Genomic DNA, 16,965 nt, shown 5'->3' with positions numbered 1-16,965 from the left:
ACCGCGCGATGACGATCGGTCTAAATAAATTCGCTTAACCAATTTTTAAAACGTTCCATGGCCGAGGGCTTCTGCTCTTGACCGGAGGACGCCTTCTTGTTTACAACCACTCGCTTGGCTCCGGAGTTTTGCTTGGCGCCACGCAAATATTTCGACGCGTATTGAATGATACCGACGCCGCTGGTAAAGGAAGGGTCACGAACGCCGATGTAATCGGGCACGGCAATTCGAACGGAAGACGCGAGCTCGTGCTGGGCGACAGGCAGAATCCCCGGTATGGACACCGTACCGCCCGAGAGAACATATCCTCCCGGCAGCTCGGCGTAACCGAGGCGCTGGACCTCCATTCGGATCAGGTGAAAAATCTCCTGAACCCGAGGTTCGATGATGTTCGCCAAATCAACCTGCGAGAACTCCTTGTCCACATTGCTGCCGATCCGGTTCACTTTGAACACCTGCTCCGGCGCCGCATGCTCTACGATCGCGCAGCCGAACTTCAGCTTGATTTTCTCCGCGATGTCAGCCTGCGTCCGAAGTCCGTATGCAATATCATTGGTAATGTATTCCCCGCCGATAGGCAGCGTGGAGGTTGCAACCAGGTGATTTTCATCGAAGATGGCGATGGTCGTAGCTCCCGCTCCGATATCCACCAGCACCGTCCCGATTGCCTTCTCGTCCTTAGACAACGCCAAGTGACCGGCCGCCAGCGACATCAGGATCAGACCCGATACCTTCAGGCCTGACTTCTCCACGACGCGGAGCAGGTTGTGGATGGCTGTCTTCGTACCGGTAACAATCGTAGCCTCAACCTCAAGCCTAACGCCGATCATGCTGCGGGGATCATAGATCTGATCCGTTCCATCGACGACGTATTGATTCGGCACGACGCCGATAATTTCACGCTCCGGCGCCAGAGGAATTACCTTGGCCGCCTGGATGACGCGCTCGATATCTTCATCGCCGATCTCGCGGTCCTCATTGGATACAGCTACAACTCCATGACTCGATTGCAAGGCGATATGATTGCCGGCGATGCCGACGTAAACCTCGGCGATCTGAATGCCGACCATCCGTTCCGCATGATCTACCGCGCTCCGGATCGACTGTACGGTTTGGTCGATGTCCACGATGGCTCCCTTGCGTATTCCTTGCGAGTCGGCAGATCCAACTCCAATTATATTAATGGCGCCGTTAACGACTTCTCCAATAATAGCACGAACTTTGGATGTACCGATGTCCAAACTAACAATGATGTCATTGCTGCTCAACCCGTGGCACCTCCTGTATTGTGTAGTATAAATGAGCCTTTGGTCAGCAAACCTGCTTCTTACTATTCCACACGGCCCGGCCGTTTCCTCTTTTTTTCGCATTCTTTTTTGAACGTATGCATAAAATATCCCATAATTATAATAATAGCATTATTCTGCCGCCAAAAGTAGGAACTTTGGAACTATTGATAGGCCTATAGACTCTATCGCATCACACAATCGTCTACTCTTTCGGCGGGATTTTCTCCTCCTTGCCTCCTTGCGGAGAAGCGGGCGTTTTCCCCTGGGCTTCTGTTGTTTTCTTAGAGCCGGCGGCCGGTTCGTTTGCCGGGAAAGGCGCGTGCGAATCGGCCAGAAGCATCGTCAGCACCCCGCTTGTAATATCGTTCTCGCGCAGACTTGCTAGGAATCCCTCCATGTTTGGCATCTTCTGAGGGAGAAATTCAATCGTCGTCACCACTTCGAACTGCGAACGGGTATACATCTTGATCCGGTCCGGAAACGACTGGCTCGGCCACGGCATGATCTCCGATACATCGGCGAACAGAGACGGGTCCAGCCGAGCCATGGCCCGGCAAAGCTCGATCTTTAGCGGGTCGTCCTTCGACCAGCCCGACAGGATGGGCATGTCCAGCTTAGCTCCCTGCATCGTTACGGGTACTACGCTCCCGTCCGATAGCAGCGCTTCTACCTGGCCATTGTCTCCGAATTGATAAGCAACCTTCGGATACTCTTTAACCAGGATATCGATGCGGCCGGGAAAACGCTTGTTGACCTCGACCGATTCAATCATGCGCAAAGCCTTGATCTGGTTCACGATCCGGTCGCCCGAGACGGAGAAAAAGTGATCGCCCGGCACAACCGCCGCAGCCTTGCGGATCTGCTCCTCCGCCACTAGTGCTTGTCCCTCGATCGTAACCTCCGTGATCTTGCTGAGGGAGGACTGAAAAAACAAGATGGTCAGGAGCGTGATGAAAAACAGAAAAAGAAAGAAGAGCAGCTTCTTGCTGCTGAGGTTCCGGGGCTTGCTCTGCTTCATCACGGGAAGTCTGTCCTTCATGACGGCCTCCTCTTCACAGGTATCTAAACCGCGGAGCCTCCCTCCTTCCATCAGGAAAGAGGGATAACCCGGCGGCAGTTTTCATATGTTGAGTAGTAGAGAATCCGATTATTCCATGGCAACCGGCGTTGTCCGGTTAATCGTCGCTCCGAGTGACCGGAGCATGCTCTCGATCCGGTCGTATCCCCGGTCGATATGATGGATCTGCTCGATAACCGTCGTACCCTGAGCAGCCAGACCGGCGATGACTAGCGCTGCGCCTGCACGCAGATCCGTCGCTTCTACCGTGGCTCCGTACAATCGGGGAACCCCCCGAAGGATAGCCGCATTCATATCCACCCGGATATCGGCTCCCATGCGCGATAATTCGTCAACATGCTTAAAGCGCCCCTCAAAAACAGTCTCCTTCACAATGCTGACACCGTCAGACAAGCTGAGAAGGACCATGATCTGCGATTGTAAGTCCGTTGGAAAAGACGGATAAGGACTGGTAACGATTCGCTCCACCGCTTTCAAGCGGGATGGCGCGCTTATTCCCATTATATCACCGTCGATCGTGATTTGAACACCTGAGCGCTTCAGGACATGGATGGCGGAGGTCAGATGCGCCGGGCATACTCCTTGAAGCGTGACATGGCCGCGGGTCACGGCTGCAGCTATCATCAGCGTTCCCGCAACGATCCGGTCTGGGATGATTCGGTAAGTACAAGGGACGAGCTCCTGGACGCCTTCGATCGTAATCGTGTCCGTACCCGCCCCGATAATCTTCGCCCCCATCGTATTGAGGAAATTTTGCAGGTCCTGGATTTCCGGCTCCCGGGCAGCATTGGTGATCGTCGTTTGACCGCGGGCCATTGCGGCGGCCATCATGATGTTCTCCGTCGCTCCCACGCTTGGGTAATCCAGCATGATATCGGCTCCGGTCAATTCGCTTGCCATGCAGACGATCCGGCTGCCGTCATCCTCGATCTTCACCCCAAGGGCGGCGAGACCCTTCAGATGCAGATCGATCTTCCGTTCTCCGATCGCACACCCTCCGGGCTGGTACAGTTCTACCCGGCCCAGTCGGGCAAGGAGCGGACCCATCAGGAAGATGGAGGATCTCATCTGACTCATCAGATGCTCAGGAATGTGAAACTGATGGACGGCAGCCGTATTGATCGTTACGGTATCGCCCGTTTGTTCCGCCTTGCAACCGAGTGAACGTAAAATCCCCAGCATCACTCCGATATCGGAAAGCTCCGGTACGTTGTTCATGACTACCGTGCCTTCCGCCATGATGCTCGCTGCCAGAATCGGCAGAGCGGCGTTTTTGGCGCCGTGAATTTTGATGGCTCCCGATAGAGGTTTCCCGCCTTCGATAACCAACTTTTCCAAAATCCCACCTCCGATTTACCGCTCACCCACCACCAATACTTCAGGTACGAGCTTGACTCCGAATCGGGTATGGACCGCTGCTATGATTTGTTCGATTAAGGTGAGCACGTCGTGGGCCGTCGCCTGCCCGGTATTGACGATAAAGTTGGCATGTAAGGGTGAAACCTCGGCGCCGCCGACGCGAAGGCCTTTCAGGCCCGCCTCTTCGATCAGCTTGGCCGCATGGTGCCCTTCCGGATTCCGGAAGACGCTGCCCGCGCAAGCCAGCTGCAAAGGCTGCGTTCGCAGCCGCCGGTCCTTGTAGGCAGCCAGCGCCGCAGCGATCTCCTTGCGGTCGCCGTACCTCAGCCGAAATTCCGCTTCGGTGACGATACCGGGCTCCGCTTGCAGGATGGAATGCCGGTAAGCATAGGCCAGGTCCCCGTTGTAATACGTTGCCAGCTCTCCCGTCGGGAGCAAAACTTCAGCCCGCTGTAAAATGCGTGACACGTCAGAGCCGTGCGCCCCGGCATTCATATAGACGGCGCCTCCCACGGTTCCCGGTATCCCTCCGGCGAACTCAAGTCCGGTCAAGCCTTCCTTGCCCGCGATTACCGAAAGCTTGATGAACGAATACGCCCCACCGGCTACGATAGACTCCCCTTCAATCCGCACGGTATTCAGCGCTTCTCCAAGCTTGACGACCACGCCGCGAATGCCCTTGTCGGCAACGAGCATGTTGGAACCCCGTCCAAGAACGGTCCATGGGATCTGCTTGGCATGGAGCAGCTTCACCGCCCGAACCAGCTGCGACTTGTCGCGGGGAATCAGCAGGCAATCGGCAGGACCGCCGATCTTCCAAGTCGTGTGTGAGGCGAGCGGCTCCTGGAGTCTAACCTCTCCGAACGATCCGTCCAGCAATTCCGATATGACTTGTTGCATGGGATCAACCTCCTTCACAGAACGCCGAGGCACGATACGCGGCGAGGTCCTCGCCTGCATCGATAACGGTAGAGCGGCTCCGGTGTTTGGTCTCCTCGGAACATCCGCATTCTGCCGCCTGCCGGGTGTCTGTCACGGTTATAGTGTAGTTTATGTGGAATGCTTCAGAGTGTGACAATCGCCTATACGCAAAATTCGTCAAGAGCCGGTAAGCTTGAATCTATCGATCAGCTTGACGATAGAGTCCGTGCCGTTCCCATAGGGACTGGCTGCCATCCGCCGCTTCATTGCTTCGCTGTCTTCCTGGAGCGCCGCCAACCCGTCTGCTAGCGACTCGGGCGTCAGCTCCTCCTCCTGAAGCACGCGGGCAAAGCCCTGTCTTGCGAACGAGTCGGCATTGAGGATCTGGTCTCCCCGGCTTGCCTGTCTGGAAAGAGGGATGAGCAGCATCGGCTTCTGAAGGGTCAGAAATTCAAAGATGGACGTCGAGCCCGCCCGCGAAACCACCAGATCCGCACAAGCCAGCAGCTCCGGCAGCTCGTCCTTCACGTATTCGAACTGACGATAGCCCCGAATTCCGTTCAGCGCGGCATCGGCATGGCCTTTGCCGCAGATATGTATGATTTGATACCGCTGCAGCAGCTGCTCCAGCGAGCTGCGGATCGCCTGATTGATGCGCTGGGCTCCAAGGCTTCCGCCCATGATAAACAAAACCGGCTTCTGCGTGTGGAAGTCGCATAGCGCGATGCCGCGAGAGGCTTTGCCGTGCAGCATTTGCTCCCTTATCGGGAGTCCTGTGCAAGTCCCCTTCTCGCCGCGGATATGGGAGAGCGTCTCGGGAAATGTGACGCAGATGCGGGATACGAAGGGCATCGATATCCGGTTGGCCAGTCCAGGAGTCAGATCGGACTCATGCGAGATGACCGGAATGCCGAGCATCCGGCTGGCTATGATGACCGGGACGGAGACGAATCCGCCCTTCGAGAAGACGATATGAGGCCGGATGCGGCGCAGCAGCCCATGAGCTTGGCCGATGCCCTGAAGCACGCGGAACGGATCCTTCAGGTTTTTCAGATCGAAATACCGTCTGAGCTTGCCCGAAGCGATTGGGTGGTAGGGAATGCCTTCATGTTCGATAATTTCACGCTCGATGCCGTCTCGGGAACCGATATACGACATCTCCCAGCCGCGTTCGCCGAGCTGCTGCATGATCGCCAGATTGGGCGTTACGTGCCCGGCGGTCCCTCCGCCGGTAAAGACGATTTTATTCATAAAACGGGTCACCTCGAATAACGTGAAATGTTAAGCAGCACGCCGATCGAAGTCAGCATAAGCGTCAGCGACGAGCCTCCCGCACTGATCAGCGGAAGTGTAATGCCCGTGACGGGGAACATGCCGATGACAACGCCGATGTTGATGACGACCTGTACGGCGATCATCCCGACGATGCCTGTGGCCAGCAGGCTCCCGAACGAGTCGGGCGCTGTGATGGCGGTGCGCATGCCCCTCCAGACGAGTACCATGAACAGCAGAAGGACGCAGGAGCCTCCTATAAAACCAAGCTCCTCGGCAATGATGGAAAAAATAAAGTCCGTTTGCGGTTCCGGCAAATAGCTGTATTTCTGGCGGCTCATCCCAAGTCCGAGTCCGACCAGTCCCCCCGGTCCGATCGCATACAACGATTGAATGGATTGATAGCCCGCGCCGAGCGGATCCTGCCATGGGTCCAGAAAAGCCGTGATCCGCTTCAGCCGGTAAGGGGCGGCGATGACAAGGCCCACAAAGCCGAGCACGCCCACCAGTCCGAAGTAAGACAGATGCCTAAGACGAGCACCCGCCGCATAAATAATGAGCAGAGCGGCTCCCACCAGCACAGCGCCCGTTCCCAGATCCGGCTGCAGCATGATGAGGCCGAAGGCGAGTCCCACCAGCCCCAGCGGCGGCAGCAGTCCCTTGGTAAAATGCGTGATGGGATGATGCTGACCGGAGAGCCACTTCGCCAGGAACATGATCATCCCTATTTTCATAAACTCGGAGGGCTGAATGCCGAACGATCCGATGCCGAGCCAGCTCCTCGCTCCTCCGCGCACAACGCCAATTCCCGGCACAAGCACAGCGAGCAGCATGACAAAACAGACGAGCAGCACGACCTTGGCGTATTTTCTCCACACCTCATAATCCATGTTCATCGTGAAAAAAAGGGCAACGACGCCGAGAGCGGCAAAAAGCGCCTGGCGCTTTAAGTAGTAGAAGGCATCTCCGAATTCGCGAAATGCCAGCACGGCACTGGCGCTGTATACCATCACCACGCCGATAACAAGCAGCAGCAGCGTGGAGCCGAGCAAATAGAGATCCGGAGCCGACCGCGGTTTGACCATACGCCTCACACCTCTAACCTGGTTAAATTAGGAGGCGCAGCCGCCGCGCGATACTGCCGGCAGACAGATGCTGCAGGTTTCCGGCAGCTTGTCATCCCCCTGTTTAAAGGTTATGCACGGACTCCTTAAACATGCGTCCCCTCTCCTCATAGGAAGGAAACATGTCCCAGCTGGCGCATGCCGGAGAAAGCAGCACGACATCGCCCGGTTCCGCCAGGGCGAATGCCTCGCGCACCGCCTCGGTTACCGTATCCTGTACATGCTTAGCAGTATCGACGGTTTTAACCCGGCTCATGCCTGCCAGCTTCGCCACGCGGACGATTTTCTCCTTGGTTTCGCCCAGCGCCACAAGCCCCTTCACCTGCCGCCCGAAGGCCGGGAGCAGCTCCATATAGTCGGAGCCGCGGTCAAGTCCCCCTGCCACCAGAATAATACCTTGGTCGAACGACTCGATCGTCTTGATGGTTGCCGTAGGATTAGTCGCTTTGGAGTCGTTATAAAACTGTACATTCGCCTTCGTGGCGACATACTCCAGCCGGTGCTCCACGCCGCGGAAATCGCGAAGCACGCGCGCGATGGTATCCAGCGGAACGCCTGAGGCGACAGCTATCGCTGCGGCAGCCAGCGCATTCTCCACATTATGGCTGCCGGGGATCCCGAGCTCGTCATGCTTCACAATCTCGTGCTCCACGCCCTGCTCATCCCGATAGACGAGCATCGATGCCTGTCCGGCTTCCTTCGCTTCGGCCAGCGGCGGCTTCGCGTACAGCCCTCTCTCCAGCTCCTGGCGCACAGAAAAGGGCAGGATGCGGGAGCGTATGCTTTCCGCTGTGGCCCGGCATACCGGATCGTCCCAATTCAGCACGGCCGTATCCTCCGGCTGCTGATTGGCGAACAGCTTCTGCTTCGACACGACATAATCATCCATCGAGCCGTGATAGTCCAGATGCGTCTCGTACACATTGAGCAAGCTGGCAACCGCCGGACGGAAAGACTGGGTCCCTTTCAGTTGAAAGCTGCTGAGCTCGACGACCATCCGGTTGTCCTCCTCCGCCTCCAGCGCCGCATCCGTCAAGGGGCGTCCGATATTGCCCGCGACGATAGGCTTAAGCCCGCCGGCTTCCAGCATCAGTCCGGTCCAGGTCGTCGTCGTCGTTTTGCCGTTGGAGCCGGTGATGCCGATGATCGGCGCCTTGCAAAGCCGGGATGCCACTTCTACCTCCGTTACCGTCTCGATCCCGAGCTCGGCTGCACGACGGATCGGCTCCACGCTATACGGGATTCCCGGGTTTTTCACCACAAGCGCTATGCCTTCATGCACCAGTCCCGGCGGATGGCTTCCGCAAACAACAGAAATACCCAGAGCCTCCAATTCGTCGGCCTCAGGGCATCCCTCGCGCTCTTTCTTATCGTTGACCGTCACATAGGCGCCCGCTTTATGAAACCATTCGGCTACGGCGACGCCGCTGCGTGCCAGGCCGAGTACGACGACCTGGCGACCGCGGTAAGCAGCAGGATGTTCCATCCTTACAACACCTCATTAATATAGAGTCCAACACCCGCCAGGATTAATCCGGCCGTCCAGAAGGAGATGACAACCCGCCACTCGGACCAGCCGACAAGCTCGAAATGATGATGGATCGGGCTCATTTTAAATACGCGCTTTCCGCGGGTTTTGAAAGAAACGACCTGAATGATGACCGACAGGATTTCGATTAAAAATACGCCCCCGATCAAGGCCAGCAAAATCTCGGCCTTCGTCAAAATCGCCACGGCGACCAGGCCTCCTCCGATGCCCAGCGACCCGGTATCCCCCATAAATACTTTAGCGGGATGGGCATTGAACACCAGAAAGCCGAGAACCGCACCGACCATGGCGGCCGAGAAGATCGCCACGTTAGGCTGCGTATTGTTCAGCGCGATAATCGCGTACGCTCCGAACGCGATGGCGCTCGTGCCTGCCAGCAGGCCGTCCAGGCCGTCGGTGAAATTAACCGCATTGGATGTACCCAGCATCAGGAAGACGACGAACGGGAAATACAACCAGCCCAGATCGAACATCACGTTCAGATACGGAAGACGAATCTCGGTGCTGTGTCCCGACAGGACGAGCAAATAACAGACAATCGCCGCTATGAGAAGCTGACCGAACAGCTTTTGCCTGGCCGTCAGCCCGAGCGAGCGCTTGAACAAGATTTTGATATAATCGTCCAGAAAACCGATAAGCCCGTAGCCAAGCGAAGCCAGCAGCAGGATGACCGTCTCCAGATTTTTCTCTCCGAAGCGCAGAACCGCGAGCGCCAGCGCCAGCATTATAATAATGCCGCCCATCGTAGGCGTGCCTGCCTTCTTCAGATGGCCCTGCGGGCCGTCGGTCCGGATCTGCTGCCCGAACTTCAGTCTCCGCAGCAGCGGAATGCCTAGCGGCCCCATAATCAACGCCAGTAAAAATGAAACCCCCAGCGTGATCATTACAATTTTGAAATCCACCGGTTTACCCCCCCAATTGCATGACAAAAGCGGCTATCTGCTCCATGCGCATGCCGCGGGATCCCTTGATCAGCACAACGTCCCGAGGCGATGCGACAGCCTGGAGCGCGTGAGCCAGCTCCTCTTTTTCCCGAAAATGCCAAACAGTTCCTTCCGGAAACCGCTCCTTAGCCCCTTCGGCCAAATGCAGTGAAAGCGGACCGAAGGTAAAGACGCCTGCCACTTGCGCCGGGTCCAGAAACCGCCCGACCTCGCGATGAAGCTCCGCTTCATCCGGTCCCAGCTCCAGCATATCGCCCAGACAAGCATATTTGCGTTCGAAGCCCTTCGCTTCATGCAGCAGCGCGAGCGCCGCCCTCATCGCCGTAGGGCTTGCATTGTAAGCGTCATTCCATATCGTCAGGCCCCCCGGAGCCTCCAGCACTTCGATACGCATCCCGGTCACCTTCACACCGCTCAGCCCCTTAGCGATCGAGGAATCATCTAGACCGAAGTGCCGGCCGACGGCATAAGCCGCGAGCGCGTTCAGCACATTATGAGCCCCGAGCAGCGGGATTGCAAACTCCCTTCCTCCGGCAGCACCCAGCGTGAAGCGCGATTCCTTCCTATCCATGCTTATGCCCGAGGGAAACAGGTCATTCCCCGTTCCTGCTCCAAATCGCACCCGGCTGTAGGAGTCGACCGGCCGATCGCCGGATTGCGCAAGCTCCGCCAGCGCAAGCTCCATGAGCGGCTCATCGCCATTGTACACAAGGGTTCCCCCCGGCTGCAAGCCAGCCAGAATCTCGGTCTTAGCGCGGGCGATCTCCTCCCTGCTGCCAAGCTGCAGCAGATGGGCGTCGCCGATGTTAGTAATAACAGCAAGCTCAGGACCGGCCAGGCTCGAGAGCAGTTCAATTTCTCCGCGGCCGCTCATGCCCATTTCCAGTACCGCAATGTCGGAATCCTCCGACAGCTCCAGAAGCGTGAGCGGAAGACCGATATGATTGTTATAATTCCCGCTGGTTTTATGCACGCTATATGCCGTGGACAAGACCGCGGCCGTCAGATCCTTCGTCGTCGTCTTGCCGTTGCTGCCCGTGATGCCGACAATACGAACGGACAGCTGCGCCTTGTAGGCGGCAGCCAGTCGCTGAAGCGCGGCCAGGCAATCGTCCACCACAACCAGCGGTCTCCCCTCGGGAAGCTCGGGATGATCGCTCTGCCAAAGCGAGGCGCTCGCTCCGCCCTCGAACGCGGCCTCGGCGAACCGATGCCCGTCGAACGCTTCTCCGATCAGGGGGATATACAAATTGCCTGGAGACAGGGTTCGCGAATCCTTGGATACCCCGTGGACAACGACCCCGCCATAGGTATCGTTGTGCAGCTTGCCGCCCGCCATCTCGGCTATTTCCGCTAAAGTCCGTTTAATCAAGTGAGATCGCCCCTTATCGCTTGTTTCGCGATCAGACGGTCGTCGAAAGGATTCTTGACGCCGCCTATTTCCTGATACGTCTCATGCCCCTTGCCCGCGATGAGCACGACATCCTTCGCCTGCGCCCGAGAGATCGCCCTGCGGATAGCTTCCTTGCGGTCGGCAATCAGCTCATACCCGGCATCGCCCGCTCCCGCTCCGCGCAGCCCCGGCTCGATATCCAGCAAGATACGTTCGGGATCCTCCGTTCTCGGGTTATCGCTAGTCGCATAGACGTAGTCGCTATATGTAGCAGCGATGGCCCCCATCACCGGACGCTTGGTCCGGTCCCGGTCTCCTCCGCAGCCGAACACACAGTACACGCGCCCTGTGGAGAATTGCCGAATCGTCGACAGCGCGTTTTCCAATCCGTCCGGTGTATGCGCATAATCGACCAGCACCAGGTAGGGCTGGCCGGCGCTAACGACCTCCATACGGCCTTCTACGCCATGGAGCCTTGCCAGACTGCCGGCGATCCTCTCCAGAGCTATGTCTTCCGCAAGAGAGGCAGCTATGGCCGCAAGCACATTATAAATATTGAACCTGCCTACGAGCCGGATTCGAATATCTGCGGTCCCTTTGAAGGTAACGCACCGAAATTGCGTACCCTCCTCCGTCATCACGATGCCCTCGGCTCTGACGTCCGCATCCGGATTATCGATACCATAGGTGATCGCTTGTGCCGCCGTCGCCCGGAGAAACGCCTCGGAGGCCGGATCATCCGCGTTCAAGACGGCATATTGGCGTTCGGCGGGGTCTGCCGCATACTCGTTGCCCAGTCGGGAAAATAGCAAGCTCTTGGCTTCGCGGTAACGGTCCATCGTTCCGTGATAATCCAGATGGTCCTGGGTCAAGTTCGTAAAGATCGCCGTGCGAAAGCGGCAGCCCTTCACCCGGCCCATATCAAGCCCATGGGAGGATACCTCCATCAAGGCATAATCCGTCCCGCAATCCGCCATCTCCCGCAGGAAGCGCTGCAGCTCCAGCGCCTCCTGGGTATTGGTAGCCCGGTTCTCGCGAAACTCCGCCCCTACCTTGATATGAATATTGCCCATCAGCCCGGTCGTATGCCCTTGATCGCTGAGGATGTGCTCCAGAATGTAGGTAGTCGTCGTCTTCCCATTCGTGCCGGTCACGCCGATCAGGCGCAGTTCCCGGCTTGGATGGTTATAATAATGATTAGCTAGTACCGCCATAGCGCTTCTCGCATCGCTCACAACCAGCACGGGAACTCCCAGCTCAAGCTCGCGTTCGGCTACCAGAGCGACCGCTCCCCGACTTATCGCCGCTTCGGCATAGTCGTGCCCGTCGCTCGTCAGGCCGCGTATGCAAATAAATACGTCGCCGGCCTTCACCTTTCTGGAATCGATCGCGAGCCCTGTCGCTTCTATATCGCCGTCTCCGTTCAGTCGGCTTACCAGAAGCGGGTCGAACAGATCCTTAAGCCGCATCGAAGTCCCCTCCATTTACACATGGTATCTATTATGTACAAAAAATAGTGAGCTGAAAAGCCTATTTTCGCTTAGCTGTTAAAAATCTCCCGAACCCGCTCCCAGAAGGAGGGCTGGGGGACGGCAGGCTGCAAAATCGTCGGGGCTGGCTCTCCCGGGGCACCCTTATCGGACAGGTAGATGCGAATGGTAGAGCCCCGCTCGACGCGCGAGCCCGCTTTCGGCACCTGGTTGATCACCGTTTTGCCAACGCCTGACTTCGCAAGCTGGAAGTTCATATTCAGATCCTCATAAATATCGGCGACCGTACGGCCCACCAGCTCGGGAACCTCGACGATCGGCGTATCTCCGTATACATACTTGCGTTCCATTTGAGCCTGCCGGGGAGGCACTTTCATGTAACGAAGCGTATCGGCCATTATATTTTTCACCAGCGGCGCGGCGATCAGACCCCCGAACTGAATCCCCTGCGGGTCATCTACGGCGGCATAGATGACAACCTTCGGATCGTCGGCGGGCGCGAAGCCGATAAACGATACGATGTGCTCGTCTGACGAGTAACGGCCGTTAATGACTTTTTGGGCCGTCCCCGTCTTGCCTCCGACCCGGTACCCGTCGATGAAAGCATTGCGCCCCGTTCCGTTCGCAACGACGCTCTCCAGCGTCTCCCTGACCTGCTTGGATGTCTCGGGAGAAATGACTTGACGGACTAGAGTCGGTTCAACCTTCTGCACGAGCTCGCCGTCCTCCGGCCTATACCAGGCTCTGGCGACATGCGGCTGGTACAGCTTGCCTCCGTTGATCGCCGCCGAGATCGCCGTAACCTGCTGGATCGGGGTTACGGATACCCCCTGGCCGAACGAGGTGGTCGCCAGCTCGACAGGCCCGACACGCGAAGGCTTGAACATGATGCCGTTCTCTTCGCCTCCCAGGTCGATGCCCGTCTTCTTGCCGAAGCCGAAATTATGGATATAGCTGAACAGCTTTTCTTTGCCAAGCCGGTCCCCCATCACGACGAAGCCGGGGTTGCAGGAATTTTCGACGACCTGAAGAAAAGTCTCGCTTCCATGGCCCTGACGCTTCCAGCAGCGCAGCCGCGCGCCCGCGACCTCGATGGAGCCTTTATCAAAGAACGGATCGGTCAGCTTGATCTTCTTCTCTTCCAGCGCAGCGGCGAGCGTAATGATCTTGAACGTTGAGCCCGGCTCGTAGGTCATCCAGATCGGAAGATTGCGGTTGTAATTTTCAACCGGGTAGGCCCCGTAGTTTCCGGGCTCAAAGCCCGGACGGGAGCCCATCGCCAAAATCTCGCCGTTGCCCGGATCCATCGCGATGGCGATAACGTGCTTCGGCTGGTACTTCACCATGGCCTGGTCCAGCTCACGCTCCATAATCGCTTGGATATTGCTGTCGATCGTAAGCTGGAGATTCAGCCCGTCCTGCGGTCCGCGGTACAGCTCGCTGGAGCCGGGCATCGGCTTTCCGGCGGCATCCACCATATGCTGGATGCTGCCGTTTATTCCTTTCAGCAGCTTGTCGTATTTTAATTCTATGCCTGTCAATCCCTGATTATAGCCGCCCGTGAAGCCCAGAATGTGCGCAGCCAGTCCACCGAACGGATAATACCGCTTGTTGTCCTCGGCCACGACAATGCCCGGAAGCTGCATGGCCCTGATTTCTTGTGCTTTTTCCTGCGTGATTTTGCGGCCGCCGGGCTTGATATAGACTTGGGATTGCCTGACTGTAATCTGTTTGAAGATGGTTTCTTCATCCGTACCGAGCGCAGCGGACAAGCGAGCCGCCGTCATTCTCGGATCCTTGACCTGGACAGGAATCGCCATCACCGTAGGCGTACTGATATTATAAGCAAGCTGAACGCCGTTGCGGTCCAGCACCTCTCCCCGTTTGGCGTTCACCGTGATATTGCGCCGCCAGTTGTCTTCCGCTTCCTGCGAAAGCTTGGGGCCCATCCAGATCTGTACATACGCGAGCCGCACCACCAGCGCGATAAACAATATCGTTCCAATAATCAGTGCGGCGAATAGTCGTCGGCGAACCGTTACGTTCGATGCCCTCATGCCCGCTCAATCCCTCCCGAACAAGAATGGTTTCATAACATCCCTATTCAGGACAACCCGGGGTTAGAACAAGCTATCTGGACGTCTGGCTTCCTTTGACTGTCGAAGAAGCATTGCTGGACTTGACGGATTCTCCAGAAGCGGCCTTTGAATCAGCCACCGACTTAGACTCGCTTCCCGCAGCCTTGGATGGGGCTTTCTCTTCATTCTTCTCCCCATCACCCGTCGGTTGGGCAGTCAGTTCGTTGTAAGGCCGGAGCGTCAAGGTCAGCAGCCGATTCTCGTTCTCTCCGCTCAAGGATTGATCGGCCACGTATCCTTCGCCAGTCGATTGGCAGCGGATCGTGAGAAGAGAGCACACTTCGAGCGCATCGCGCAGAGACTTGCCGGCCAGATTCGGCACCTTTACGTTATCCGGCTCTTCCATTAATACATAGATTCGTTGCGAAGCTCCGATTTCTGTATCTGCCGCAGGATTTTGGGCCAGAACGGCGCTTCCTTTGCCGAGCGGCTCTACGGTGAGGCCTAATTTATTCATCTGGGCCTTCGTTTGATCCAGACTCATCCCCGTCAGGTCCGGCAGCTTGGCCTTTTCGGTTACCTGTGCCGGCTTCGCTGGCGTAGTCACGGTCGGTGCGATTCCCATGGAACGAAGAGATTGGGAGACGATCTCGCGGAAGGCTGGAGCCGCCACATCACCGCCCAGATGGTAATCCCCTCCCAGGTCCGGCTCGTCAGCGACGATCGCAACCAGGATGCGCGGATTTTCTAACGGCGCATAGCCGATGAACGAAATGACCCACCTCCCGGTAGCATATCCTTTCTCACCAGCCAATACCTTGTTGGCCGTACCGGTCTTGCCGGCTATCCGGTATCCTTCGATGTAAGCCTTCCTGCCGGTACCTATGGATTGGTCGGAGATGACCTGCTCCAGGTATTCACCCACTTGCTTGGAGGTTGCTTCGGAGATAACCTGCCTGATCAGCTGCGGCTCGGTTTGCTTCACGACTTCGCCTGTATCCGGATTCGTAATCTCCTTTATCACATACGGCTTCATCAGCTTGCCGCCATTCGCCACGGCTGCATAAGCCGAGGTTTGCTGAAGCAGCGTCGCCGTCAGCCCTTGGCCGTAGGTCGCTGTTGCGAACTCGGGCGCATAGCGCATGTTGACGATCCCCTTGACCTCCCCGGGGATGTCTATGCCCGTTTTTGCTCCGAAGCCGAACTTGTCGATGTAACTCCTCAGCTTTTCGTTGCCGAGCTTCTCGATGCCCAGCTTGACAAAGGCCACGTTACTCGACCGCTTCAGCCCTTCCATATACGAGATTTTCCCCCATCCCGAGATATTATGGTCATGCAACCTTCGGTCTGCTACCCGAATGGACCCGGACTGAAAATCCTCATTGGGATTAAAAACCCCCTCTTCTACCGCAGCCGCCAGTGTAACCAGCTTAAAGGTTGACCCCGGCTCATACTGAGAGGCTATCGCATGGTTCATGAAATTACGCTGGTCTTTCGTTTCCCAATACTTATTCGGGTTAAAGGTCGGCGCATTGGCCATGCCCAAAATTTCCATCGTATGCGGATCGACGGCGATCGCTGTTATGCTTTTTGGCTTATACTTGTCATATATTTTCTCAATAGCGCTTTCCATGTAAAACTGGATGTTCTTGTCGATCGTCAGCGTGACATTGCTGCCATTGACCGCCGGCGTATACCGGTTTTTAGGATCGGGTAGTCCGACGCCTTTGGGCGCCTTCTCATAATAGAGCGCACCCGGCTCTCCTTTGAGATAATCGTTCAACGATTGCTCAAGCCCCATGACCGGCGTATCTTCCTTGTTCGTGTAGCCGATCAGATGGGCCGCCAGCTTTTCCGCGGGATAAAACCGCTTCTCCTCGGGCAGCAGCACAATTCCCGTATTGATACTTTCCGGGCTTGGTTTTTTGCCTTGCAGATGCTCCTGCCGCTGCTTCAGCTTTTCTTGCAGCTCCTCGCGCAAAGCTTTTACCTTATCTCCGGTTTCGGCATCGATTTTCCAGCCTTCGTTACCGAGCTGGACTTGTCCTAGAAGCGTCTTGCCGTCATTCCGCGTCTTGTTCAGTTGGGTGCGGATCCGCTCTTCCATCGCCATCACTGCTCCCGGATCCTCCTCCGAAGCAAGGATAGGAGCGAGACCCTTCACGATATCAAGCTCGATTCCCTGGTTTCGGATCGTTAGGGGCTCCAGAGCGATGGTATAGGACGGCGCGTCTTCCGCGAGCAGCTTGCCGTTCCGGTCAGTAATCGTCCCCCGGACAGGCTGTATCGTCTTGTCCAGCGCCCACCTTTCCTTGGCCATAGCCAGCAGCTCCGCCCCCTGCACAACCTGAACCCAATAAAGCCGAACGACCAGCACAGCAAAAAGGAGGGTGAAGGCCCCTCCGATAAGCAGCGAACGCAGCTTTACAATTTTCGTCATCGTTCACATCCCCCTTTTCCCTCCCGGA

General features: G+C 56.9%; 12 protein-coding genes. All 12 read right to left on the bottom strand.

Features of this window, described 5'->3' with window-relative positions:
• Positions 1-20: 20 nt before the first annotated feature.
• Entirely contained in the window at positions 21-1,268 is a 1,248-nt protein-coding gene (ftsA, locus tag GSF01_RS11290; RefSeq protein WP_159883966.1) for a cell division protein FtsA, read from the bottom strand.
• 223 nt (positions 1,269-1,491) lie between these two features.
• Positions 1,492-2,328, bottom strand: a complete 837-nt coding sequence (locus tag GSF01_RS11285; protein ID WP_159883964.1) for a cell division protein FtsQ/DivIB — start codon at positions 2,326-2,328, stop codon at positions 1,492-1,494.
• 108 nt (positions 2,329-2,436) lie between these two features.
• On the bottom strand, positions 2,437-3,705 hold the full coding sequence (gene murA, locus GSF01_RS11280) for a UDP-N-acetylglucosamine 1-carboxyvinyltransferase (RefSeq protein WP_159883962.1): 1,269 nt from the start codon (positions 3,703-3,705) through the stop codon (positions 2,437-2,439).
• A gap of 15 nt (positions 3,706-3,720) precedes the next feature.
• Positions 3,721-4,626 carry a UDP-N-acetylmuramate dehydrogenase gene (gene murB / locus GSF01_RS11275; RefSeq protein WP_159883960.1) on the bottom strand — a complete coding sequence of 302 codons (906 nt, stop codon included), beginning with the start codon at positions 4,624-4,626 and terminating at the stop codon, positions 3,721-3,723.
• Positions 4,627-4,824: 198 nt separating this feature from the next.
• The gene (locus GSF01_RS11270) at positions 4,825-5,898 is read right to left on the bottom strand and encodes an undecaprenyldiphospho-muramoylpentapeptide beta-N-acetylglucosaminyltransferase (protein WP_159883950.1); all 1,074 of its coding nucleotides are present in this window, start codon (positions 5,896-5,898) and stop codon (positions 4,825-4,827) included.
• A gap of 8 nt (positions 5,899-5,906) precedes the next feature.
• Entirely contained in the window at positions 5,907-7,004 is a 1,098-nt protein-coding gene (gene spoVE, locus GSF01_RS11265) for a stage V sporulation protein E (protein ID WP_159883948.1), read from the bottom strand.
• Between the two features lie 103 nt (positions 7,005-7,107).
• On the bottom strand, positions 7,108-8,529 hold the full coding sequence (gene murD, locus GSF01_RS11260; RefSeq protein ID WP_159883946.1) for a UDP-N-acetylmuramoyl-L-alanine--D-glutamate ligase: 1,422 nt from the start codon (positions 8,527-8,529) through the stop codon (positions 7,108-7,110).
• A 2-nt stretch (positions 8,530-8,531) separates the two neighbouring features.
• Positions 8,532-9,494: a phospho-N-acetylmuramoyl-pentapeptide-transferase gene (gene mraY / locus GSF01_RS11255; RefSeq protein WP_159883944.1), complete on the bottom strand. Its 963-nt coding sequence runs from the start codon at positions 9,492-9,494 to the stop codon at positions 8,532-8,534.
• Between the two features lie 4 nt (positions 9,495-9,498).
• Positions 9,499-10,908, bottom strand: coding sequence for a UDP-N-acetylmuramoyl-tripeptide--D-alanyl-D-alanine ligase (locus GSF01_RS11250; RefSeq protein ID WP_159883942.1), 1,410 nt, complete (start codon positions 10,906-10,908; stop codon positions 9,499-9,501).
• On the bottom strand, positions 10,905-12,398 hold the full coding sequence (locus GSF01_RS11245; RefSeq protein WP_159883940.1) for a UDP-N-acetylmuramoyl-L-alanyl-D-glutamate--2,6-diaminopimelate ligase: 1,494 nt from the start codon (positions 12,396-12,398) through the stop codon (positions 10,905-10,907). Before GSF01_RS11245 ends, GSF01_RS11250 begins: the two co-directional genes overlap by 4 nt.
• 71 nt (positions 12,399-12,469) lie before the next feature.
• Positions 12,470-14,476 (bottom strand): stage V sporulation protein D, encoded by a 2,007-nt coding sequence (locus GSF01_RS11240; RefSeq protein WP_159883938.1) that lies wholly within the window; start codon positions 14,474-14,476, stop codon positions 12,470-12,472.
• 73 nt (positions 14,477-14,549) lie between these two features.
• Positions 14,550-16,937 (bottom strand): penicillin-binding transpeptidase domain-containing protein, encoded by a 2,388-nt coding sequence (locus GSF01_RS11235; RefSeq protein ID WP_159883936.1) that lies wholly within the window; start codon positions 16,935-16,937, stop codon positions 14,550-14,552.
• Positions 16,938-16,965 lie beyond the last annotated feature (28 nt).

Origin of the sequence: Paenibacillus puerhi (assembly GCF_009846885.1) — a bacterium.
Taxonomy (GTDB): Bacteria; Bacillota; Bacilli; order Paenibacillales; family NBRC-103111; genus Paenibacillus_G; species Paenibacillus_G puerhi.
Note: the sequence above shows the minus strand (reverse complement) of the source record. Positions and strands in the feature narration are given on the sequence as shown.